The organism is Bradyrhizobium sp. S3.3.6, from assembly GCF_040546905.1.
In the GTDB taxonomy this organism is placed as follows: domain Bacteria; phylum Pseudomonadota; class Alphaproteobacteria; order Rhizobiales; family Xanthobacteraceae; genus Bradyrhizobium; species Bradyrhizobium cytisi.
Window position 1 is genome coordinate 90,015 of the sequence record NZ_JBEPOT010000010.1, and the last position, 21,763, is coordinate 111,777.

The following is a 21,763-nucleotide window of genomic DNA, read 5'->3' on the forward strand; positions in this document are numbered from 1 at the left end:
TCACCCGGCCATCTATCAAAATCGAGAGGGTTTTGAGCAGCGATGGAAGGCCGGGTCAAGCCCGGCCACGTCCGGCTGACTTACGCGAAATAGATCAAGCCCAGCCAATCGGCGACCAGCGCGGGCTTGTCCTCGCCTTCGATCTCCACCGTCACGCTGGTACGGGACTGCAACTCGTTGGGCTTGCGCAGCTTGGCTTCCGCCAGCACGAAACGGCCGCGGACGCGCTTGCCCGAGCGGACCGGCGAGATGAAGCGCAGCTTGTCGAAGCCGTAATTGACGCCCATCGTGGTACCCGCAATCGCCGGCATCACCTCGTAGGACATCACCGACATCATCGACATCGTCAGGAAGCCGTGCGCGATGGTGGTGCCGAATGCCGTCTCCTTCTTCGCTCTCTCGGGGTCGACATGGATGAACTGGCGATCCTCGGTCACCTCGGCATAGCTATCGATGCGGGGCTGATCGATCAGGTGCCAGGACGACACGCCGATCTCCTTGCCAACCATGGCCTGATAGGCTTCCAACGTGATCGGCGGCTTCTTCCAGATTTCGTTCATGTCGCGTCAGGTCTCACTTCTTGTTTTCGGCAACTCCGGAAAATCCTCCTCGCGGAATTCCCGGCCGCGCAGCGGATCGTTGCGATCATCGTCGCGTTCGAGCCGTCGTAGCTGCACGCGACGGATTTTGCCAGAGATCGTCTTCGGCAGCTCGCTGACGATCTCGAGCCGGCGGATGCGCTTGAACGGCGCAAGCCGCGTGTGCAGGTGCTTGAAGATCGAGAGCGCCGTCTCCGGCGTTCGCTCCGCGCCCGAGGTCAGCAGCACGAAGGCCTTGGGGATCGCGAGCCGGATCGGATCCGGGCTCGGCACCACCGCAGCTTCCGCAACGAGTTCATGCTCGAGCAGCACGCTCTCCAGCTCGAACGGGCTGATGCGATAGTCCGAGGATTTGAACACGTCGTCGGAACGGCCAACGAAGGTGAGATAGCCATCCTCGTCTTCGAATACGACGTCGCCGCTGCGATAGAGCTCGCCTTCGGCGCCCGAGAGCTCGCCGCCGTCGCCCTGATAGCCCTGCATCAGGCCGGCCGGACGGTCAGCGCCCAGCAGCAGCGCCACCTCGCCTTCCCGCGCCGGATGGCCATCGGCATCGCTGACCCGCACGCGATAGCCCGGCAGCGGCCGGCCCATCGAGCCGACCTTGATCTTCTGCCCCGGCGAGTTGCCGGCGAGCGCCGCGGTCTCGGTCTGGCCGTAGCCGTCGCGGATGGTGAGGCCCCAGGCTGCCTGGACCTGGTCGATCACTTCCGGATTGAGCGGCTCCCCGGCGCCGCAGACTTCGCGCAAGCTCACCTTGAACGACGCCAGGTTCTCCTGAATGAACAGCCGCCACACCGTCGGCGGCGCGCACAACGTGGTGACGCCGCAGCGGCCGATTGTGGCGAGCAGGCCCTTGGCATCGAAGCGCGGCTGGTTGACCACGAACACGGTTGCACCCGCATTCCATGGTGCGAAGAAGCAACTCCAGGCATGCTTGGCCCAGCCGGGCGACGAGATGTTGAGATGGACGTCGCCGGGCTTCAGCCCGATCCAGTACATGGTCGAGAGATGCCCGACGGGATAGCTGCGCTGACTGTGCCGCACCAGCTTTGGTTTTGCCGTCGTGCCCGAGGTGAAATAGAGCAGCATCGGGTCGTCGGCCTTGGTCGGACCGTCAGCGGCAAAACTTTCCGGCGCTTTCGTTGCCTCATCATAGGCGAGCCAGCCGTCGGAGGCCGCGCCGACCACGATGCGCACGACGTTCTCGGCGTCGAGGCTTGCAAATTTCGCGACCTGATCTTCGGCCGCCACCACCGCCCTGGCCTTGCCGCGATCGAGCCGGTCGCGCAGTTCCTCGGCGGTCAACAGCGTGGTCGCGGGAATCACGACGACGCCGAGCTTCATCGCGGCGAGCATCGTCTCCCACAGCGGAACCACATTGCCGAGGAGAAGCAGAAGATGATCGCCGCGCTTCAGGCCCTGCGCGCTGAGGAAGTTGGCGACCTGGTTGGAGCGCTTCGAGAGCGCCGCGAAAGACAGTTTGGTCTGCTTGTCCTGCGCGACATCGACAATCCAGAGCGCAGGTCTGTCCTTGGCTTCCGCATCTTTCGCCAGCTCGTCGAACCAGTCGAGCGCCCAGTTGAAAGCAACCGGATCGGGCCAGCGGAAATCCCTGACTGCTGTCTCGTAATCCGTGCGGTTGTGCAGCAGAAACGCGCGCGCTTCCTGAAATGTCGTCATTAAGCTTTCCCGGTCAGCCCCCTAACGTGCTTGATAATTCCGGAAAAATCCACCCCGCCCTGACCCGCCCTGTCGAAGGCCTGGTAAATCTCCTGCGCGTGCTGGCCGAGCGGCGTTGCTGCGCCGGCGGCCTTCGCAGCGTCCTGCGCCAGGGTCAGATCCTTCACCATCAGCGCCGAAGCGAAGCCGGGCTTGTAATCATTGTTGGCGGGCGAGGTCGGCACCGGACCCGGCACCGGGCAATAGGTCGTGAGCGACCAGCACTGACCCGACGAGGTCGAGGCGACGTCGAACAGCGCCTGATGCGAGAGCCCGAGCTTCTCAGCCAACACAAAGGCCTCGCTGACCGCGATCATGGAAATGCCGAGGATCATGTTGTTGCAGATCTTTGCCGCCTGGCCGGCGCCGCTGCCGCCGCAATGCACGATCTTCTTGCCCATCTTCTCCAGCACCGGCTTTGCCGCCGCGAACGCGCCCTCCGCGCCGCCACACATGAAGGTGAGCGTGGCGCCCTTGGCACCGCCGGTGCCGCCGGAGACCGGCGCATCGACCGAGAGCACGCCATGCCTAGCCGCGAGCGCATGCGCCTGACGCGCGCTTTCGACGTCGATGGTGGAGCTGTCGATGATCAGCGCGCCCTTGGCCATGGCGGGCACCACCTCGTTCCAGACGCCGAGCACATGCTTGCCGGCCGGCAGCATGGTGACGACGACGTCAGCGCCCTTCACCGAACTCGCAGCGCTTTCGCCGATGCTGGCGCCGTCGGCCTTGGCCTGATTGCGCGAGGCCTCAGCGAGATCGAAGGCCACCACCTTGTGGCCGGCCTTGACCAGATTGGCGGCCATCGGGCCGCCCATGTTGCCGAGACCGATGAATGCGATCGTGGCCATCTTCGTTTCCTCCGCTTGTAACGTTGTCAGTTGAACTTCAGCTCGTCGGCGCCGATCTCCGCGAAATACCGCGCGAGCATTTGCGGCGTCACATCCTCGATCCGCGGCGGCGACCAGCTCGGATTGCGGTCCTTGTCGATCACGGCCGCGCGCACGCCCTCGCGGAAATCGTCGCTGCGGAAGACTTCCAGCGCGGCGCGATATTCGCGCACCAGACACTGTTCCAGGCTCGACGCGCTGCGCGCCAGCCGCAAGAGTTTTAGGGTCACCACCATGCCGCGCGGCGACTTCTCATTAAGCGTCTTCAGCGTCGCCAGCGCAAACTCCGAGCCATCGCGCTTGAGCGCGCCGAAGATGTCTTCCATACGGTCGAAGCCGAATAACGCGTCGATGATCGGTTCTTTTGCGGCCACCGGCCCTGAGGTTTCGCCGGTTGCAACTCCGTTGATGAGCTTGGTGACATCAGCCGCAGTCACGCCCTCACGAACCTTCGTCAGCGCCGCGCGCAGCTCAGGCCATTTCGCCGCAGGCACCACGGCATCCGCAAATTTTGCATGGATCGCGTCGGGTCCGTTCATGGTCTGGCCGGTCAGGCCGAAATAAGTGCCGATCTCACCCGGCGAGCGCGACAGCAGCCAGGTGCCGCCGACATCCGGGAAGAAGCCGAGCCCGACCTCGGGCATCGCCAATTTGGTGCGATCAGTGGCGATTCGATGGCTGGCATGACCGGACAGGCCAACGCCACCGCCCATCACGAGGCCGTCCATGAAGGCGACATAGGGCTTCGGATATTTCGCGATCCGCGCATTCATGACGTATTCCTGGCGCCAGAACCGCGCGCCGAGATCGCCGCCTTCGCGCGAGCTCTCCCAGAGACCGCGGATGTCGCCGCCGGCGCACAGGCCGCGGTCGCCCGCGCCTTCCAGGATGATCACGGCGACCTCCGGATCGACCTCGAACTTGTCGAGCGCCGCATCGATACCTTCAGACATCTCCAGCGTCATGGCGTTGATCGCCTTGGGGCGGTTGAGCCGGATCACGCCCGCCGCGCCCTCGCGGCGAACGATCAGGTCGCCCTCTTCCACCGAACTCATCGCGCGCCCTCGATCAGTTTGCGCGCCACGATGAGCCGCATGATTTCGTTGGTGCCTTCGAGGATCTGGTGCACGCGCAGATCGCGCACGATCTTCTCGATACCGTACTCGCTCAAGTACCCGTAGCCGCCGTGAAGCTGGAGGGCGTGGTTGGCGACCTCGAAGCCGACATCGGTGCCGAAGCGTTTTGCCATCGCGCACAGCATGGTGGCGTCGGGGTCTTTGCGGTCGAGCGCCGCCGCGGCACGCCACAGGAAGGTGCGCGCCGCTTCCAGTTCGATCGCCATGTCAGCGAGGCGGAACTGCAGCGCCTGAAATTCGTCGAGGCGTTTGCCGAACGCCTTTCGCTCTTTCATGTAGCTGCGCGCCTTGTCGAGCGCGGTCTGCGCGCCGCCGAGCGAGCAAGCCGTGATATTGAGGCGGCCGCCATCGAGGCCGGCCATCGCGATCCTGAAGCCGACGCCCTCCTCGCTGAGCCGGTTGGTAACAGGCACGCGGGCGTTCTCGAAAATCACGGCGCGGGTCGGCTGCGCGTTCCAGCCCATTTTGCGCTCATTGGCGCCGAACGAGACGCCCGGCGTCTTGCCGTCGATAACGAGGGTCGAGATGCCGCCGGGGCCATCGCCACCGGTCCTGACCATCACGACCAGGAGATCGGTGCCGCCGGCGCCGGAGATGAACTGCTTCTGGCCGTTGAGCACATAGTGATCGCCGTCGCGCACCGCGCGGGTGCGCAACGCGGCCGCATCCGAGCCGGCGCCCGGCTCGGTCAGGCAGTAGCTCGCGATCAGCTCCATGGTGCAGAGCTTTGGCAGCCATGTGTGGCGCTGGGTGTCGCTGCCGTAGGCATCGATCATCCAGCTTGCCATGTTGTGGATGGAGATGAAGGCCGAGGTGGTCGGGCAGCCCGTCGCCAGCGCCTCGAAGATCAGCGCCGCGTCGAACCGCGTCATGGCGGAACCGCCGACATCCTCGCGGATATAGATGCCGCCCATGCCGAGGGTGGCTGCCTCGCGCATCACCTCGACGGGGAAATGCTTCTCCTCGTCCCAGCGCAGCGCGTGCGGCGCGATCTTTTCCGCCGCAAACGCCAACGCCATATCGCGAACCGCGACCTGATCCTCGTTCAGAGCGAACTGCATGCTGGGTTGCTCATTTTTCTCTCGTCATTGCGAGCGAAGCGAAGCAATCCAGACCGCCTCCGCGGAAAGATGCTGGATTGCTTCGTCGCACCAGCGCAAAATTGCTTCGCAATTTTGTCGCGGGCTCCTCGCAATGACGGCCGAGGAGATTACTTCATCAGCGGGATCGAGAACTCCGCACCTTCCTTGACGCCGGACGGCCAGCGCGAGGTCACCGTCTTGGTCTTGGTGTAGAAGCGGATCGAGTCCGGGCCGTGCTGGTTGAGATCGCCGAAGCCCGACTTCTTCCAGCCGCCGAAGGTGTAATAGGCGATCGGCACCGGGATCGGCACGTTGATGCCGACCATGCCGACGTTGACCTTGGCCGCGAAGTCGCGCGCGGCGTCACCGTCGCGGGTGAAGATGGCGACGCCGTTGCCGTAGTCATGGTCGGACGGCAGCGCCAGCGCTTCCTTGTAGTCGTGTGCGCGCACGACCGAGAGCACGGGGCCAAAGATCTCTTCCTTGTAGATCCGCATGTCCTTGGTGACGTTGTCGAACAGCGAACCGCCGAGATAGAAGCCCTTCTCGTAGCCCTGCATCTTGAAGCCGCGGCCGTCGACGGCGAGCGTCGCGCCTTCCTTGATGCCGATATCGATGTAGCTCTTGACCTTCTCGACCGCCTCGCGCGTCACCAGCGGACCGTAATCGGCGGACGGATCGATCGAGGTGCCGATCTTCAAGGACTCGACGCGCGGGATCAGCTTTTCCATGAGGCGGTCCGCGGTGGTCTTGCCGACGGGCACGGCGACCGAAACCGCCATGCAGCGCTCGCCGGCCGAGCCGTAACCCGCGCCGATCAGAGCGTCGACGGCCTGATCCATGTCGGCATCCGGCATGATGACGGCGTGGTTCTTGGCACCGCCGAAGCATTGGCAGCGCTTGCCGGTCTGGGCGGCGCGCTCATAGATATATTGCGCGATCGGCGTGGAGCCGACGAAGCCGACGGCCTTGATATCGGGATCGTCGAGGATGGCGTCGACGGCTTCCTTGTCGCCGTTGACGACGTTGAGGATGCCGGCCGGCAGGCCCGCCTCGATCATCAGCTCGGCAAGCATCATCGGCACGCCGGGATCGCGCTCGGACGGCTTGAGGATGAACGCGTTGCCGCAGGCGATCGCGGGCGCGAATTTCCACATCGGGATCATCGCCGGGAAGTTGAACGGCGTGATGCCGGCGACGACGCCGAGCGGCTGGCGCAGCGAATAGATGTCGATGCCGGGGCCGGCGCCTTCGGTGTATTCGCCCTTCATCAGATGAGGGATGCCGCAGGCGAACTCGGCGACTTCGAGACCGCGCTGGATGTCGCCCTTGGCGTCGGGCACGGTCTTGCCGTGCTCGCGCGCGAGCAACTCGGCGAGCTTGTCGTAGTCGCGCTGCACCAGCTCGACGAATTTCGTCATGACGCGGGCGCGCCGCTGCGGGTTGGTCGCGGCCCACTCGGGCTGTGCTGCGCGCGCGTTCTCGACGGCGGCGCGGACTTCGGCCTTGGACGCCAGCGCGACCTTGGCCTGGACATCACCGGTCATCGGCTCGAAGACGTCGGCGGTGCGGCCCGAGGTGCCCTTGACCTCCTTGCCACCGATGAAATGTCCGACTGCGCGCATGGAATGAACTCCTTCAGGCCTGATCCGCTTTGACAAATCCTATCGACCTGCATTTTATAGGATTCAAGTCTGAGATAATGCACCATAGATGTGCGAAAATGCTGGATCAAGGTCACATCGACTGGGACGACTTCCGCTTCGTGCTGGCCATCGTGCGGGGCGGCTCGGTGTCGGCTGCGGCAAAACAGCTCGGCGTCGACCATGCCACGGTGATCCGCCGTGTGGACCGGCTGGAAAAGCACCTCTCAGCCAAGCTGTTCGACCGGCGCAAGACCGGCTACCTCCTCACCGAGGCCGGCCAGCGCGTCGCCGACAGCGCCGAGGCGATGGAATCGACCATCGTCGCCAACCAGGAGCAGGTCGGCGGCTCCGTGGCACGACTGACCGGGACGGTGCGGATCGGCGCGCCTGACGGGTTCGGCACCGCCTTCCTGGCACCGCGGCTGGCGCCCTTCGCCGACCGCTATCCTGATCTCGATCTGCAACTTGTAGCCACCGCGCGGCTGTTCAGTCTCTCCAAGCGCGAGGCCGATATCGCGATCAGCCTGACCATGCCGAAGGAAGGCCGCATCGTCGGCCGCAAGCTGCTCGATTACCGCCTCGGGCTCTATGCCTCGCCGGCCTATCTCGACCGTTTCCCGAAGATCGCCTCGCGCGAGGTGCTGCCGCAGCACCGCTTCGTCGGCTACATCGAGGAGCTGCTGTTCACGCCCGAGCTCGATTATCTGCCGCAGGTGTCGCCGCGCATCTCGGCGCGCTTCCGCAGCGCCAATCTGATCGCGCAGCTCAACGCCACGCTATCAGGCTTCGGCATCGCGGTGCTGCCGCATTTCATGGCGAGCGACTATCCGCAGCTTGTCGCGGTGCTGCCGGAGGAGGTTTCGATCACGCGCACGTTCTGGATGCTGATGCACGCCGACAGCAAGGATCTCGCGCGGATCAGGGCGGTGGCGGATTACATCGGCGAGATCGTGGAGCGCGAGCGGGCGTTGTTTGCGGGGCGATAGACGCGGCTCCCGTAGGGTGCGGCAAAGCGAAGCGTGCCCACCATTGCCAAACGCGAACGCGGAGAGATGGTGGGCACGGCGCAAGAGCGCCTTTGCCCACCCTACCGCACCGCTCTAGTTCTGCTTCTTCTTGGCCGGTGCAGCCTTCGCAGGCTCACGCTTCGCCCCCTCAAGCGCGCTGTCCTTCCCGGCCCTCAGCACCTCGTCCGACAGCTCGCTGGAGCCGGCGATCCGCGCCAGCAGCATGGTACCGGCCATCGTGGCCAGCGTGGCGATCGCCTGCTTGCGCGCGGCCTTGCGCGGCAAATTGGGGATGAAATCGGTGATCATCTCGACCATCTCGTCGAGCTTGCCGGCAAAGGCTTTTCGCGTCTTCGGGCTCTCGCGGGCGACCTCGGCGCCGAGCGCGGGGATCGAGCAGCCGTGGCCGGGATTGTCGCGGTGCAATGTGGAGAGATAGGTCTCAACGATCTGGGCAAGCTGCTTTTCGGGCGCGACCTGGTCGGACTGCTTGCGCCAGTGCTCCATTGCGCGGTCCATGGCGTAGCCGAAGGCCTCGATCACCAGCGCCTCGCGCGAATCGAAATGCGCGTAGAAGCCGCCATGGGTGAGGCCCGCCTCCTTCATGAGGTCGGCGACGCCGATGCCGTGGGCACCCTTTTCGCGCAGCCGCACGGACGCCTTCTTCACGATGCGGTCGTGGGTTTCCTGCTTGTGTTCCCGGGAATAGCGCATGCGGCTCTCATTGGATGTCGGAGGTCATCTCATAACACGAATATCGGTCCGGCGGCGCATTAATTCCCGGTAAAATTGTTGCCGATCATGGAAAAGGTTGCAGTTGCATGGACTGCGAGGGCGCCTTTGCCGTCGCGCACGAAGCCTTCGGTGTAGCTGCTCTGGCGCCCCAGCTTGATGATCTTGCCTTCGGCCGAGATCAGCCCCGACCGGACCGAGAGCGGACGCAGAAAGGTCATTTTCAGGTCGAGCGTCACCGACGACTGCCCGGCCTCCAGCCGCGTGGAAATCGCGCAGCCCATGGCCGTGTCGAGGAGCGCGGCGGCGGTCGCCCCGTGCAGGAGGCCGATGGTATTTTCGAGATCCTCGCGCGGCTCCAGTTCCATCACGATCCGGCCCGGCTCGACCACGGCCATGACGAAACCGATCAGCTTGGCGAAGGGTGGGGGCGGCAGCCAGCCGTCGCGGATGCCGCGCATGGCGTCGATGCCGGAAAGGCCCATGGCCGCTTTCGCAACCGGCGCCGGCACCTGCCAATCCACCACGCGCTCGCGCCGCTGCGCTGGCGAAAACAGGTCGAGTTGAGCGAGTTCGGTCATGTCCATCCCTTTGTATGATAAATATCATACTATGCTGCGGACTTCGCGCTGGCAACTCCACCGCCTATGCCCGCTTGACAAGCAATGCATTTCGGCCCGGAAGTGAACCCGACCGGTGCGCCCGCGCGCATCCACGAAACTCAGAGATCCCACGATGGAAATGCTCAACAACCACTGCGGCGTGACGCGCGATGCCCGTGGCGTCGTCCATGTCGCGATCTGCAATGCCGGCCCGCTGAATATTCTGGGATCGCCCGTGACCGATGCAGTGCGCGAAGGCCTGCAAAAGCTTGCCAGCGACCGCAGCATCCGAATCATGGTGCTACGCGGCCAGAGCGAGAAGAGCATGATCGGCGGCGCCGACATCAAGGAGATGGCCAAGCTCGACCAGACATCGGCCGAAGCGTTCATCAGCCGCCTGCGCGATCTCTGCGAAGCGGTACGCCACTTCCCGGCCCCCGTGATCGCGCGCCTGCCCGGCTGGTGCCTCGGCGGCGGGCTCGAAGTCGCCGCGGCCTGCGATTTCCGCATCGCCGCGCATGATGCGCATTTCGGCATGCCTGAGGTGCGCGTCGGCATTCCGTCGGTGATCCACGCCGCGCTGCTGCCGCGCCTGATCGGCTGGGCCCGCGCGCGCTGGCTGGTGATGACCGCGGAGAATATCGACGCGCCGACGGCGCTGGCCTGGGGCCTGATCGACAGAATCGCGCCGGCCGGCGGACTGGATGCCGAGATCGAGCATCTCGTGAACGCGCTGCTCGAATGCGGCCCCGAGGCGCTGCGTTCGCAGAAGGCGCTGCTGCGGCAATGGGAGGAGCTGCCATTGACGGAGTCGGTGAATTTGAGCGTCAAGGTGTTCGGCGAGTCGTTTCTGACGGACGAGCCCACGCGGCTGATGCAGGCGTTTGTGAACCGGAAGCGGTAGCGACTCCTCCGTTCGAACGACCAATTCTCATCCAATCCACGACAATTTCTCATGCTCGCGCGGTTGCATTTTTTGCGCCGCATCATATGATGACCATAATCTCAGTCGCCATCGCCAGGGAGTCTCGTCATGGCCGAAGCCGCCGATCCCGTCGTCATCGTCTCCGCCGCCCGCACCCCGCTCGGCCGCTTCATGGGCGAGTTGTCGCCGCTTGCCGCGCACAAGCTCGGATCGCACGTGATCAATGCGGCGCTGGAACGCGCCAAGCTCGCGCCCGAGAAGGTCGACGAGGTGTTCATGGGCTGCGTGCTGCCCGCAGGCCAGGGCCAGGCACCGGCGCGCCAGGCGGCACGGAGCGCAGGTCTCCCTGACGCCACCGGGGCGACCACGGTCAACAAGGTCTGCGGCTCCGGCATGAAGGCGACCATGCTGGCGCACGACATCATCCGCGCCGGCTCGGCCGAGATCGTCGTCTCCGGCGGCATGGAGAGCATGAGCAACGCGCCGTATCTTCTGGCGAAGGCGCGCGGCGGCTATCGCGCCGGCCACGACCGCATCATCGACCACATGATGATGGACGGCCTGGAAGACGCCTACGAGACCGGCCGCTCCATGGGCGATTTCGGCGAGGCGACGGCCGAGGCCTATCAGTTCACCCGCAGGGACCAGGACGCTTATGCGATGGAGACGCTGAGTCGCGCGCGCAAGGCGGTCGAGGGTGGTGCCTTCAAGGCGGAGATCGCACCGATCACGCTGACCGAGAAGGCCGGACCGCGCGTGATTGCCAATGACGAGCACCCACTGAAGGTCGACCCGGCCAAGATTCCCGGATTGAAGCCGGCGTTCCGTGCCAACGGCACGATCACGCCCGCGGCCTCCTCCGCCAATGCCGATGGCGCCGCCGCACTGGTGCTGACGAAGCGCTCGCTCGCCGATCGTAACGGCCTGCCCGCACTCGCCGTGATCAAGGGGCATGCCACCCACAGCCAGGAGCCGCAATGGTTCACCACTGCGCCGATCCCGGCGATCCGCAAGCTACTCGACAAGGTCGGCTGGAGCGCAGGCGATGTCGATCTCTTTGAGATCAACGAAGCGTTTGCGGTGGTCGCGATGGCAGCGCAGCGCGATCTCGGCATCCCGCGCGACAAGCTCAACATCAATGGCGGCGCCTGTGCGCTCGGCCATCCGATCGGCGCCACCGGCGCACGACTGATCGTGACGCTGCTGCATGCGCTCGAGGCCAACAACCTCAAGCGCGGCGTTGCGGCACTCTGCATCGGCGGCGGCGAGGCCACTGCGATCGCGGTGGAACGTCTCGCGCACTAGCGGCCGCGACGTCCTGAATTGAGGGAAGTCTGTCATTTCAGACCTCCCGTTTCCGTGCCAGATTACAACTATGACGCGGGTCCTCCGAAACCCGCCAAGCTGGATTGAGGGGCGATGATTTCGAACTGGCTTTCGGCCGCACTCGGCCGTCACAACATCCACTATGGCTGGGTGATGGTCGGCGTGACCTTCTTCGCCGCGCTGATCAGCGCCGGCACGGTCGGCGCACCCGGCGTGTTCATCGTTCCGCTTCAGAAGGAGTTCGGCTGGAGCACTGCAGAGATCTCCTCCGCGCTCTCGATCCGCTTCATCCTGTTCGGGCTGATGGCGCCGTTCGCGGCCGCCCTGCTCAACCGCTACGGCCTGCGTAACGTCACGCTGACCGCCCAGCTCATCGTCGTCTCGGCGCTGGTGCTCTCGCTCGGCATGACGCAGGTCTGGCAGCTCGTGGCGTTGTGGGGCGTTGTCATCGGCATTGGCACCGGCATGACCGCGCTGGTGCTCGGCGCCACCATCGCGACGCGCTGGTTCGCCGCGCGGCGCGGCCTCGTCGTCGGCATCATGACCGCGAGTGTCGCCACCGGCCAGCTCGTGTTCCTGCCTCTGCTCGCAAGCCTCACCGAACGCTTCGGCTGGCGCCTTGCGCTCGGCTTCGTCTGCATCATGCTCGGCGTTTCCGCATTGGCGGTGCTGCTCGTGATGCGCGACCGCCCGAGCGATCTGGGCCTGCGCCCCTTCGGCGACGAAGGCACCGAGCCGCTGGCCGCGCCTCCGGTAAACCACGGCTCGATCACGGGTGTTGCGCTCGGCACGCTGCGCGACGCCTCGAAGTCGAGCGCGTTCTGGATCCTGTTTGCAACGTTCTTCGTCTGCGGCGCCTCGACCAACGGCCTCGTGCAAGTGCATCTGATTCCGATGTGCCTCGATTTCGGCATCCCGCAGGTGCAGGCGGCGAGCCTGCTGGCGGCGATGGGCATTTTCGATTTCTTCGGCACCATCATGTCGGGCTGGCTGTCGGACCGCTATGACAACCGCTTCCTGCTGTTCTGGTACTACGGCCTGCGCGGGCTCTCACTGATCTTCCTGCCGTTCAGCGATTTCTCGTTCTATGGCCTGTCGATCTTCGCGATGTTCTACGGCCTCGACTGGATCGCGACCGTGCCGCCGACGGTGCGGCTGACCGCGCAGAAATTCGGGCCCGAACGCGCCAATCTGGTGTTCGGCTGGATCTTTGCCGGCCATCAGCTCGGCGCCGGCACCGCCGCCTTCGGCGCGGGCCTGTCGCGGACGCTGCTGCAAAGCTACCTGCCCGCCTTCTTCGTGGCCGGCGCGCTCTGCGTGTTCGCCTCGCTGATCGTGCTGGCACTGTCGCGGCAGCCGAAGCCGCAAGCAAAACCCGCGATGGCCTAGTACTTGATCGTGGTGGTGACGCCGAATACAGCGGCGTCACCGATCCGCGACACGCCGGTCGGATCGTTCGGGTTGGGGATGCCGCCCGACGGTCTGAATACATATTGGAAGTAAGGCGCGATCAGCCAGCCCGGCCTGATGTGCGCCTCGTAGATGATTTCGAGCAAGGCCTCGCTGCTGCGCACCGGGCTCTGGATGCCGTTGAAAAACTGCGTATCGACGTCGAGGCTTCGTGCTGCGCCCGAAATCCGCATATAGGCCACCCCGACCCCGAACCGGTCGAGCGGACGGCCGGGCGTAAAGCCGACAAAGCCGACGCCGCCATCGAGATAGAGATCGATCAGATTGCGGTCGGGCGGGCTGTAGGCGACGCGGCCGAAGGCGGTGACGCCGGGGATCGAGGCCGACACGGTCTTTTCGGTTTCTGTCCCCGGCGGCCGCCACAGGGCCTGCTCGACGACCGCATAGATTCCGTAATTGCCGCGAAGCTTCGCCGGAATGTCGGATCCGGTCGGGTCTGCAAGCGAGAAGCCGTCCGCCGTGAAGCGCTGACTGTCGAAATCGCCGAAATGATACCAGCCTCCGGGTGTGACATTGCCGGCAAGCGTGCTTCCGCCGATGTCGACATGATAGTCGAAGTGGACCTGTCCGATCAGCCAGGGCGGATCGTTGACGCGAAACGCCAGACCATGATTGTCGCGCGTCTGCGGATCTCCGCCGCCGGGCGCGGCTGGATTGCCGTTGAACACAGCACCGAAGACGGTGACGTTGTCCGCGACCTGAGCCTTGACGCGAATACCGGGCACCGCAATCGGCGGCGCCGGGCCTCCGGCCGGGAGGTTTGACGCCTTGATCGCGGGCCAGCCAAAGGTGCCGTTGATGAAGAGGTCATCGGTCTGGCTGTCGAAGAACTCGACGTCGGCCGCCTGCTGGCCGGCCCTGATGTTCAGCCGGTCGTTGAAGAAGCTTTGCTCGAAATAGGCGTTGTAGAGCCGCTGGTCAGGCAGTGCCTCGATCTCGCTGATGGTAGCGAGATTATGGATGTAATTCCGGCTGAGCCCGCGGCCGTAGATGATGTAGCCATTGGCAAAGATGCGGCCGCCGGTCCAGCCGACGAGCTTGTCGAGATCGGCGTCGACCGAGAGATCGAGCCGGCCGAAATGGATGGCGCCGCGCGAGACCCCGCCCGAGACATTGCCGATGTTGTCGGCAATGTAGGTCGCGCCGAAATTGAGCCCCTTGTTTGCGAGACCGTCATGCCACTCGTTGAACCATTTTGGGAACAGCCAGTCGGCAGCGCTCTCATCCTTGGCGCCGGCGAACGCGCCGGTGCTCGCGAGCAACATCGCCGCGATCACGACCGAACGTCGCAACGCAAATGTCTGGGCAATCCCACTCACGGCTGACACCGGCTTGCATGCGCTACTTTTTGAAGATGCCGGTGCGCCGCATGAACAGGTAGGCAAGGCCGATCGAGCTCACCATCAGCGCCGCCGCCCAGAGGAAGCCCTCGTCCACGTCGGTGAGCGGCAGGCCCTTGGTGTTCATGCCGAAGATGCCGGTGATCAGCGTCGGCGGCAGCAGCAGCGTCGTCACGATCGAGAGCGTGTGGAGGTGCTTGTTGCTCTCCTCCTCGTTCTTGAAGCGCAGCTCCTCCTCGAGCAGGCGGCTGCGCTCCCGGAGCTCGACGATGTCGTGGTCGAGACCGTCGAGCCGCTGGGCGAGCTTGCCGGCCTGGATGCGCAAGCCGGGCGACAGATGATCGGTGTTCTTCTGGTCGAGCCGATGAAACAGCACGCGCAGGCCGGTGAGCTGGCGGTGCAGCCGCACGCAGGTCCGGCGCAACCTTCCGAGCGTGCGGCGCATCTCCGGCTTGGCGTCGTCGGCGAGAATGCGTTCCTCGATGCCGTCGATCTCCTGGCCGAGCTTGTCGGCCATCCTGTCGAGCGTGTCGGCGACCTCGTCGACGATCTTTTCCAGGAGATGCGCGACATTGTCGACGCGGTAGCCGCCCTCGAGCACACGCCGCGTCGCATCCGCCGAGCACAGCGCCTGATGGCGGCCCGAGACCAAGAGATGCTCGGTCATGGCGAAGCGCAGAAACGCGGTCTCTTCCGTAGCAGCATCGATGTCGCGGACGAGATCGGAGAACACGCCGTAGACGCAATGGTCGATGACGTGAAGCTGTTGGAACGTGTCGCTCGACAACAACAGGTCGCGCGCCAGGGGCGGCAGCTGTGATACCGCGATCCACGGCCGCACGCGACCATCTGTCAAATTGAAATGCAGCCAGAGCCGGCCATCATGGCTGAACTCGATCGGCTGATCGATCGGCAGCGCCTCGGCGCTGCCGTCACCATGCAAACGAAACGCCCACACCAGTCCAGGAATGACAGGCGCGACATCCGATGTCGCGCTGACAAGCTTTGCCGGCTCGGCCATGCTGACCCCAAATCATTGCAGCCCATGCCCGGGGGCCGTTACTGGCCTCCTCCGGGTCCTCCGGTGCAGTCAATTACGCCAGTGTTACAGTTTGATGATGGCGCGCCGCCCTACTCCGCCGCCAACCCCGTCGCAGCCTCAGTCTCCGCTTCCTTGATGTAATCGTGCACCACGCGGCCGAACGGCAGCGTCAGGTCGGCGATGTAGTGATGCGCGCCAATACAGCGGCGGACCGGAAAATCCGCGACCGGGGCGTTGACGTGCGGCACCAAATGCAGCCGGCCGGGACCCATCCAGGAGCCCTTCGGCACGATGTCGATCAGGTTGATGGCGACGAGCTGACAGACCTCGAGATTTCCGTCGACGCCCGGGATCATCTTCAGATTGATCTGCGTCTTCGACAGCGTGGCGCGGGTAAGATCGCCGTTGCCGGCCATGCTCTCGTGCTTGTAGCCCATCGTGCCCATGGCGACGAGCTGGCCGGCATATTCAAGCGTGCCCGTCAGCGTGTCCTTGACGATCTCGAGTTTTGGATGGGCGTACTTCTTGGGAAAGCCCCAGATCTCGCGGCCGGCCGCGATCGGCGGATCATCGTCGAGATACATCTGCGAGACGAAGTTGACCTCCTCGCCGTGCAGCCGCGCTGGAATCACGAGGCCGGACTCGGTGTAGCTGCCGAAGCCGGAGGAGTCCGGCATCTTGATCCATTCGTAGTGCACGATCGGCTGGTCGATCGGCTCCAGCGGCTCAGGCAGGCCGGCACGGATCAGGTCCGGATCGGTCTCGTAGGTGATGACGAGGAATTCGCGGTTGACGAAGCGGTACGGCCCGGCCGGATAGCTCGGCCCGGCGGCCGGCATGGACGGAAGCCTCAGCAAATCTTCCCTGCGCATCGCTGTCTCCTCTGGTGATGCTGTGATGTCCGGCAAGTTCCGACTTTACGCAAATTGCTAGCCGCCGTCATTGACTGCGATGTGACCGATTTCCGTCAGCCGCACGACCTCCTGCCATTCCCGCCCCAACTGACCTGCATGCAAAAGATGCATCGGCCGGCTTTGTCATCACGCCGTCACCACCGGCCGCAATCGTCCAATGAAGGCAGGAGGCATCATCATGGACGCCCGGACGTCGCAGGCGACACAGACGTCGCAACAGACACATCAGACCCGCCAGCCGCCCGCACGGGGCTGGCGGCCGGAGCGCTGCGACCGCGTCGCGCTGGTCCTGCAAGGCGGCGGCGCGCTCGGCGCCTACCAGGCCGGCGTCTACCAGGCGCTGCACGAGGCCGGCATCGAGCCCGACTGGGTCACCGGGGTCTCGATCGGCGCGATCAACTCGGCGATCATCGCCGGCAACAGGCCGGAGAAGCGGCTCGATGCGCTGCGCGTGTTCTGGGAGCGCATCACCAATCGCAAGATCTGGCACTACACACCCGACGGCGACATTTTCCGCCAGTGGCGCAACCTCTACAGCTCCTGGATGACGTCCGCGATGGGCCAGCCGGGCTTCTTCACCCCGCACCAGGTCAATCCCTGGTTCAGCGCCGTCGGCGCCAGAACAGCGACGAGCTACTACGACACGGCGGCACTCAAGGCGACCTTGCTGGAGCTGGTCGACTTCGACCTCATCAACGAGAAGAAGATCCGCTTCGCGGTCGGCGCGGTCAACGTGCTCTCGGGCAACTTCATCTATTTCGACAACGCCCATGACGAGATCGAGCCGGAGCACATCATGGCGTCCGGCGCGCTGCCTCCGGCGCTGCCGATGGTGCGGATCGGCACCGATCATTTCTGGGACGGCGGCATCGTCTCCAACACGCCGCTGCAGCATCTGCTCGACCAGGAGGACGCGCTCAATTCGCTGGTGTTCCAGGTCGACCTGTTCAGCGCGCGCGGCGTGCTGCCGCGCTCGATCCAGGATGTGATGGCCCGCCACAAGGACATCATGTATTCCTCGCGCACCCGCCACAATACCGACGTCTACCGCCGCACGCATAATCTCAAGGTGCTGCTCTACAAGGCGCTCGCGAAGATTCCGGACGAGCAATTGTCCGACGAGGATCGCAGCCTCAAGACGAGCCTGCGCAACATGCCGGAGATCGCGATCCTGCATTTGATCTATCAGCAGAAGGCCTATGAGGGCGACGCCAAGGACCACGAATTCTCTGGCACCTCGATGCGCGAGCACTGGACGAGCGGCTACGAGGACACCAAGCGCACCCTGAAGCGCCGCGACTGGATCAAGATGCCCGACGAAGGCATGGGCCTCGTCGTGCACGACGTGCACCGGGAGACGGAGAGCGCGTCGTAGTCCTATTCTCCTCGTCATTGCGAGCCTGATCGAGCGTGGAACGAGAGCTGCCTCCCATCGTCATTGCGAGCGCAGCGAAGCAATCCAGCGTCTTTCCTCGGAGACAGTCTGGATTGCTTCGTTGCGCTCGCAATGACGGAGTATGACGCATCGTTGCGCTCACCCAATTCGCATTTTCGCTTGCAGACACACCTTCGCATCCTCGCGGCTCATTTCGCCCGAGCTTTGCTCTCATCTGCGCGCCCTTCTGATGGAAAGGGCGCAGGGAAGGCCGGGCGCCGGCTGGCACCCGCGTCCCGTGTGCGGAAAAACGCGCACGGGGTGGACAACAGGTGACGCCGGAACGCCCGGCCTTCCCTGCGCGAATGGCTTTACGGCTTATGTCGCGCTCTCCCCGGGGAGCGATGCACTATTGCCCCCGTCACCTTGCGGATGACTGATCTGCGAGCCCGGTTGGACAGCGCACTTCACCACAAGACTTGACGCACAGGCTCCGGGCGCCAGGACCACACGATTTTGCCGTCCGCGCACATCTCCGCCCCTCGCCCCGATGGCTGGCGTGCGCTCGCCATCCGGGCCGGACGAAGACGCTGTCAGCGCCGTGTCGTGCCGCGCTCATGCTGCTCACGGAACACCCCTGAAGGAGCCTCGCCCTGCAGCCTGGAATGCGCGCCGACGCAGTCGCGGCCACCGCCTCCCTGCCCGCGTCTCGTGACGATCGCGAAACGCCCCTTGTGGCGGGCGGGATGGACGCAATATGCGCTATAACCGAATTTCGGTAAACAAGAATGTTTTTGCACGGAGGGATTGACAGGGTGTTTTGCCCGACGGGCGCGGGCATGTGACAACCCGCCTTGCTGAAATCGTTCAAGTGTTGCCGATAGACTTCGCGGCCCAAACGTGGACAATGCGGTCCAAGCGCTTCGCGCGCGCAGTGCACACCAAGATGCGCCAGGGGAAACAAAATGCCGACTGCCTTCCCGTCGCCCGTACCCGCCATTCCGACCGCGCCTTTGACCGCCCAGCTACGCGACGCGTTGCGCGCGATCGTGGGCGCGAAGGGCATTATCGAAGACGAGCACGGCAAGCAGCCGTTCGTCACGGACTGGCGGGGGCTGCTGGCTGGTGGCGCCGGGGCCGTCATACGTCCTGGCAGCACCGAGGAAGTCTCGAAAGTGGTCCGGCTTTGCCATGAGCACGGCGTCGCGATCGTGCCGCAGGGTGGCAACACCGGGCTGATGGGCGCCGCCACGCCCTGGCCTGCACACACCGGCATCGTGCTGTCGCTCGGCCGCATGAACCGCGTGCTGGACGTCGATCCCGTCGGCTATGCGATGACGGTCGAGGCCGGCTGCGTTTTGCAGACGCTTCAGGAGACCGCGGCCGAGCACGACAGGTTCCTGCCGTTGAGCCTTGGCGCCCAGGGCTCCTGCATGATCGGCGGCAATCTCTCGACCAACGCCGGCGGCGTGCAGGTGCTGCGCTATGGCAACGCGCGCAACCTCGCGCTCGGGCTCGAGGTCGTCCTGCCGAACGGCGAGGTCTGGAACGGATTGCGTGCGCTGAAGAAGGACAACACCGGCTACGACCTCAAGCACCTCTTCATGGGCGCCGAGGGAACGCTCGGCATCATCACCAAGGCCGTCCTCAAGCTATGGCCGGCGCCGAAGGACGTCTGCACGGCGTGGCTGGCTGTCCGCGATCCGCGCGCGGCGCTGGAGATCCTGTCCGACGCGCATGCGGCCTCCGAGGACAATGTCGGGTCCTGCGAGCTGCTGAGCCGTGCGGCCGTCGACCTCGTGATGCGCCACATCCCCGGCGTCCAGGATCCACTCAAGGCGGATACGCCGTGGTACCTGCTGCTTGAATGGTCGTCCTCGCGCCCGCGGCAGGACGGGGCCGATGGCATGTCCGAGAAGCTGGAGCAGTTTCTCGCCGACCAGCTCGAGGCCGGTCGCGTGCTCGACGCGGCGATCGCGCAGACCGTCGGTCAATCGCGCAACATGTGGCGCATCCGGGAGGCCATGGCCGAGGCCTCACGCGCCGAGGGTCCGGGGCTCAGCTACGACGTGTCGGTGGCGATCTCCAAAATTCCGGAGTTCATCGACAAGGGGCTCAAGGCCGCGCTCGATATTCTCCCGTCCATTCGCCCCTATCCGCTGGGCCACATCGGTGACGGCAATCTGCATTTTTCGTTCATGGGGCCGAAGGGTATGGATCAGCAGGCCCTGAACCAATACACCGCCGCGATCACGCGCGCCGTGAACGATCTCATCACCTCCATGGGCGGCTCGATCTCGGCCGAGCACGGCATCGGCATCGAAAAGCTCGACGAGCTCAGCCACTACCGCTCCAAGACCGAGCTCGACATCATGCGCACCATCAAGCGCGCGCTCGACCCGCAGAACATCATGAATCCGGGGAAGGTGCTGCGGCTGTGATGAAGGCCGGGCACCCTCCCTGTCATTTCAGCCGCGCGGGTTGACGACGGTGTAGCCCCGTAGCGAACGCGCGTGCATGCGCGTGGCATGGCCGCCCGAATTGGCGTCATAGGCCATCCACATGTCGCCTCCCAGCGGCTGCTCCAGGACGAAGACGTGGCCGTGTCGCGCCGCAACCATTCCCGGCGCCGGCGATGTCCGCGGAAAGCGCAGCCAATTGGCCGCGAGATTCAATTCCGGCACGATATGACCAAACACGCGCAGGGCCGCGCCGCAGCCGCAGAAGGACGACGGGCAACCGGCCGGCCTGCCGCCGACGATTTGCGCGCCGGAGACATTCGCCGCCGCGGCGGCGCCACCGGCGTCAGTCACTGTCAGTCGCATCGAACGGTACGCCTGCAGTGAGCTCCTGGACACTCGCTCGCGGCGCGTTTGCGAATACGAGAAGTCGCAGGGCATGGTCACATTGCATTCGGAAGCTTGTTGAAGGTGGTACGGTCGCGCTTCCGAGGCGATGGAGCTAACGGCAAAGAAGAAACACGCAGAAAGAACTTGCTTGAACATTTCAGGACTCCGAAATTGAAGACCTGCCCCGGGCAATGAGAAACCAATATCAGTTTGGCTGAAATGGGCCTAAAGAACGGCCGAAACCGGCTGTATTTGTACGCCGCGCTCTTCAATTTTCATAAGCTACACGTTGCGATCGACATGATTAACTCGCAGAGTACGAACGCCTGCCTTTGGCGCTTCCAACGCTTTGCGACATGCGGCCAGGCTCGCTTTGCGCCAGACGCAGAAGATCGCAACGGTGTCAGAGAACCGCGCCCTGGATCAAACCAACGCACCCATTCATCCGCCTTTGTTATTCGATACGCAGGCGCTATCGTGCGCAGGCGGCGCAGCCGCGGCATTCATCCAATAATTCCAGTTATGGGAGAATCGCATGAAATTCATAACCACCTGGAGTGTACCCCAAGGCACCTTCAATGCAGCCGTCGCCCGATTTCTAGAAACTGGCGGCGCACCACCCGAAGGCGTCAAGATGTTGGGGCGCTGGCATGGCATGAACGGACAGGGATTTGCGATCTCTGAATCGAGTGATCCCAAAGCCATGTATCGTTGGCTCGCGCAATGGTCCGACCTGCTCCCGTTGACCGTCACACCCTGCCTCGAAGACGGAGACGCGGGCGAAGTGATGGCGTCGCTACCCAAGCGTTGATCGTCACCACTCACATCACTGCCGCCGCCAACGCCGGCGGCAGTGGCGTGCCCGCCAGTGGTGACATCGTCGCTAAAACGGAATGGCTTTAGGCCGAATCAACCGGCGGGCTCGTTCACCTCTCCTGCTTACGGGAGAGGTCGGCGCGTCCGGGCGATGCGAAGCATCGTCCTGCGCGCCGGGTGAGGGTTCTTTCCTCTTGGGGACTGTCCCGTTGTGGAGACACCCTCTCCCCAACCCTCCCCCGCAAGCGAGGGAGGGAGCGCATCTCACTCGTTGCCACATCGAGCCTGAT

At 64.4% G+C, this 21,763-nt stretch carries 19 protein-coding genes; 7 read left to right on the forward strand and 12 right to left on the reverse strand.

All coding sequences use genetic code 11. The features are described 5' to 3' along the window. Positions 1-80 precede the first annotated feature (80 nt). The 6 genes from ABID59_RS25970 to ABID59_RS25995 all read right to left on the reverse strand — a co-directional run bounded on the left by ABID59_RS25970 (position 81) and on the right by ABID59_RS25995 (position 7,054). Positions 81-560, reverse strand: a complete 480-nt coding sequence (locus tag ABID59_RS25970; RefSeq protein WP_354085270.1) for a MaoC family dehydratase — start codon at positions 558-560, stop codon at positions 81-83. Between the two features lie 6 nt (positions 561-566). After that, a complete protein-coding gene (locus tag ABID59_RS25975) occupies positions 567-2,282 on the reverse strand; it encodes an AMP-binding protein (protein ID WP_354085271.1) in 1,716 nt (571 codons plus the stop codon). Then, complete coding sequence (gene mmsB, locus ABID59_RS25980; RefSeq protein WP_354085403.1) at positions 2,282-3,202, reverse strand: 3-hydroxyisobutyrate dehydrogenase; 921 nt, start codon at positions 3,200-3,202, stop codon at positions 2,282-2,284. The genes ABID59_RS25975 and mmsB overlap by 1 nt, the downstream gene beginning before the upstream one ends. Beyond that, positions 3,199-4,266, reverse strand: coding sequence for an enoyl-CoA hydratase/isomerase family protein (locus tag ABID59_RS25985; RefSeq protein WP_354085272.1), 1,068 nt, complete (start codon positions 4,264-4,266; stop codon positions 3,199-3,201). The genes mmsB and ABID59_RS25985 overlap by 4 nt, the downstream gene beginning before the upstream one ends. Continuing rightward, entirely contained in the window at positions 4,263-5,408 is a 1,146-nt protein-coding gene (locus tag ABID59_RS25990; RefSeq protein ID WP_354085273.1) for an isobutyryl-CoA dehydrogenase, read from the reverse strand. The genes ABID59_RS25985 and ABID59_RS25990 overlap by 4 nt, the downstream gene beginning before the upstream one ends. A gap of 149 nt (positions 5,409-5,557) precedes the next feature. Further along, positions 5,558-7,054: a CoA-acylating methylmalonate-semialdehyde dehydrogenase gene (locus ABID59_RS25995; RefSeq protein WP_148749448.1), complete on the reverse strand. Its 1,497-nt coding sequence runs from the start codon at positions 7,052-7,054 to the stop codon at positions 5,558-5,560. 98 nt (positions 7,055-7,152) lie between these two features. Between ABID59_RS25995 and ABID59_RS26000 the strand changes: the two genes are divergently transcribed. Beyond that, the gene (locus ABID59_RS26000) at positions 7,153-8,061 is read left to right on the forward strand and encodes a LysR family transcriptional regulator (protein ID WP_148749447.1); all 909 of its coding nucleotides are present in this window, start codon (positions 7,153-7,155) and stop codon (positions 8,059-8,061) included. Between the two features lie 114 nt (positions 8,062-8,175). Here the strand turns inward: ABID59_RS26000 and ABID59_RS26005 are convergent, their stop codons facing one another. Together ABID59_RS26005 and ABID59_RS26010 are read right to left on the reverse strand one after the other, a co-directional pair. Beyond that, on the reverse strand, positions 8,176-8,796 hold the full coding sequence (locus ABID59_RS26005) for a TetR/AcrR family transcriptional regulator (protein WP_354085274.1): 621 nt from the start codon (positions 8,794-8,796) through the stop codon (positions 8,176-8,178). Between the two features lie 59 nt (positions 8,797-8,855). Further along, positions 8,856-9,395 carry a PaaI family thioesterase gene (locus ABID59_RS26010; protein WP_354034016.1) on the reverse strand — a complete coding sequence of 180 codons (540 nt, stop codon included), beginning with the start codon at positions 9,393-9,395 and terminating at the stop codon, positions 8,856-8,858. A gap of 154 nt (positions 9,396-9,549) precedes the next feature. Between ABID59_RS26010 and ABID59_RS26015 the strand changes: the two genes are divergently transcribed. From ABID59_RS26015 to ABID59_RS26025, 3 genes are all read left to right on the forward strand, one after another. Beyond that, entirely contained in the window at positions 9,550-10,320 is a 771-nt protein-coding gene (locus ABID59_RS26015; RefSeq protein ID WP_354034014.1) for an enoyl-CoA hydratase, read from the forward strand. 129 nt (positions 10,321-10,449) lie between these two features. After that, the gene (locus ABID59_RS26020) at positions 10,450-11,646 is read left to right on the forward strand and encodes an acetyl-CoA C-acyltransferase (RefSeq protein WP_354085275.1); all 1,197 of its coding nucleotides are present in this window, start codon (positions 10,450-10,452) and stop codon (positions 11,644-11,646) included. A gap of 114 nt (positions 11,647-11,760) precedes the next feature. Continuing rightward, positions 11,761-13,056 carry an MFS transporter gene (locus tag ABID59_RS26025; RefSeq protein ID WP_354085276.1) on the forward strand — a complete coding sequence of 432 codons (1,296 nt, stop codon included), beginning with the start codon at positions 11,761-11,763 and terminating at the stop codon, positions 13,054-13,056. On the opposite strand, the gene ABID59_RS26030 is transcribed toward ABID59_RS26025, so the two are convergent. The 3 genes from ABID59_RS26030 to ABID59_RS26040 all read right to left on the reverse strand — a co-directional run bounded on the left by ABID59_RS26030 (position 13,053) and on the right by ABID59_RS26040 (position 16,391). Then, positions 13,053-14,456, reverse strand: a complete 1,404-nt coding sequence (locus tag ABID59_RS26030) for a carbohydrate porin (protein WP_354085277.1) — start codon at positions 14,454-14,456, stop codon at positions 13,053-13,055. The two genes, ABID59_RS26025 and ABID59_RS26030, sit on opposite strands and share 4 nt — an antisense overlap. Before the next feature lie 22 nt (positions 14,457-14,478). Then, positions 14,479-15,498, reverse strand: a complete 1,020-nt coding sequence (locus tag ABID59_RS26035; RefSeq protein ID WP_354085278.1) for a transporter — start codon at positions 15,496-15,498, stop codon at positions 14,479-14,481. Between the two features lie 110 nt (positions 15,499-15,608). Beyond that, complete coding sequence (locus ABID59_RS26040) at positions 15,609-16,391, reverse strand: acetoacetate decarboxylase (RefSeq protein ID WP_148749441.1); 783 nt, start codon at positions 16,389-16,391, stop codon at positions 15,609-15,611. Between the two features lie 220 nt (positions 16,392-16,611). Between ABID59_RS26040 and ABID59_RS26045 the strand changes: the two genes are divergently transcribed. Both ABID59_RS26045 and ABID59_RS26050 read left to right on the forward strand, forming a co-directional pair. Beyond that, positions 16,612-17,808, forward strand: a complete 1,197-nt coding sequence (locus ABID59_RS26045) for a patatin-like phospholipase family protein (RefSeq protein WP_354085279.1) — start codon at positions 16,612-16,614, stop codon at positions 17,806-17,808. A gap of 965 nt (positions 17,809-18,773) precedes the next feature. Beyond that, a complete protein-coding gene (locus tag ABID59_RS26050; protein WP_354085280.1) occupies positions 18,774-20,249 on the forward strand; it encodes an FAD-binding oxidoreductase in 1,476 nt (491 codons plus the stop codon). 27 nt (positions 20,250-20,276) lie between these two features. Here the strand turns inward: ABID59_RS26050 and ABID59_RS26055 are convergent, their stop codons facing one another. After that, positions 20,277-20,813, reverse strand: coding sequence for a hypothetical protein (locus ABID59_RS26055; RefSeq protein ID WP_187434642.1), 537 nt, complete (start codon positions 20,811-20,813; stop codon positions 20,277-20,279). A 379-nt stretch (positions 20,814-21,192) separates the two neighbouring features. On the opposite strand from ABID59_RS26055, the gene ABID59_RS26060 reads away from it, so the two are divergent. Next, on the forward strand, positions 21,193-21,468 hold the full coding sequence (locus ABID59_RS26060; protein ID WP_018319867.1) for a DUF3303 domain-containing protein: 276 nt from the start codon (positions 21,193-21,195) through the stop codon (positions 21,466-21,468). Positions 21,469-21,763: the final 295 nt, after the last annotated feature.

Excerpts from the sequence above, each read along its gene's own strand:
- ABID59_RS25970 (WP_354085270.1), bottom strand. The coding sequence starts at position 560 with ATGAACGAAATCTGGAAGAAGCCGCCGATCACGTTGGAAGCCTATCAG.
- ABID59_RS25975 (WP_354085271.1), bottom strand. The coding sequence starts at position 2,282 with ATGACGACATTTCAGGAAGCGCGCGCGTTTCTGCTGCACAACCGCACG.
- ABID59_RS25985 (WP_354085272.1), bottom strand. The coding sequence starts at position 4,266 with ATGAGTTCGGTGGAAGAGGGCGACCTGATCGTTCGCCGCGAGGGCGCG.
- ABID59_RS25990 (WP_354085273.1), bottom strand. The coding sequence starts at position 5,408 with ATGCAGTTCGCTCTGAACGAGGATCAGGTCGCGGTTCGCGATATGGCG.
- ABID59_RS25995 (WP_148749448.1), bottom strand. The coding sequence starts at position 7,054 with ATGCGCGCAGTCGGACATTTCATCGGTGGCAAGGAGGTCAAGGGCACC.
- ABID59_RS26000 (WP_148749447.1), top strand. The coding sequence starts at position 7,153 with ATGCTGGATCAAGGTCACATCGACTGGGACGACTTCCGCTTCGTGCTG.
- ABID59_RS26005 (WP_354085274.1), bottom strand. The coding sequence starts at position 8,796 with ATGCGCTATTCCCGGGAACACAAGCAGGAAACCCACGACCGCATCGTG.
- ABID59_RS26010 (WP_354034016.1), bottom strand. The coding sequence starts at position 9,395 with ATGACCGAACTCGCTCAACTCGACCTGTTTTCGCCAGCGCAGCGGCGC.
- ABID59_RS26015 (WP_354034014.1), top strand. The coding sequence starts at position 9,550 with ATGGAAATGCTCAACAACCACTGCGGCGTGACGCGCGATGCCCGTGGC.
- ABID59_RS26020 (WP_354085275.1), top strand. The coding sequence starts at position 10,450 with ATGGCCGAAGCCGCCGATCCCGTCGTCATCGTCTCCGCCGCCCGCACC.
- ABID59_RS26025 (WP_354085276.1), top strand. The coding sequence starts at position 11,761 with ATGATTTCGAACTGGCTTTCGGCCGCACTCGGCCGTCACAACATCCAC.
- ABID59_RS26035 (WP_354085278.1), bottom strand. The coding sequence starts at position 15,498 with ATGGCCGAGCCGGCAAAGCTTGTCAGCGCGACATCGGATGTCGCGCCT.
- ABID59_RS26040 (WP_148749441.1), bottom strand. The coding sequence starts at position 16,391 with ATGCGCAGGGAAGATTTGCTGAGGCTTCCGTCCATGCCGGCCGCCGGG.
- ABID59_RS26045 (WP_354085279.1), top strand. The coding sequence starts at position 16,612 with ATGGACGCCCGGACGTCGCAGGCGACACAGACGTCGCAACAGACACAT.
- ABID59_RS26050 (WP_354085280.1), top strand. The coding sequence starts at position 18,774 with ATGCCGACTGCCTTCCCGTCGCCCGTACCCGCCATTCCGACCGCGCCT.
- ABID59_RS26055 (WP_187434642.1), bottom strand. The coding sequence starts at position 20,813 with ATGTTCAAGCAAGTTCTTTCTGCGTGTTTCTTCTTTGCCGTTAGCTCC.
- ABID59_RS26060 (WP_018319867.1), top strand. The coding sequence starts at position 21,193 with ATGAAATTCATAACCACCTGGAGTGTACCCCAAGGCACCTTCAATGCA.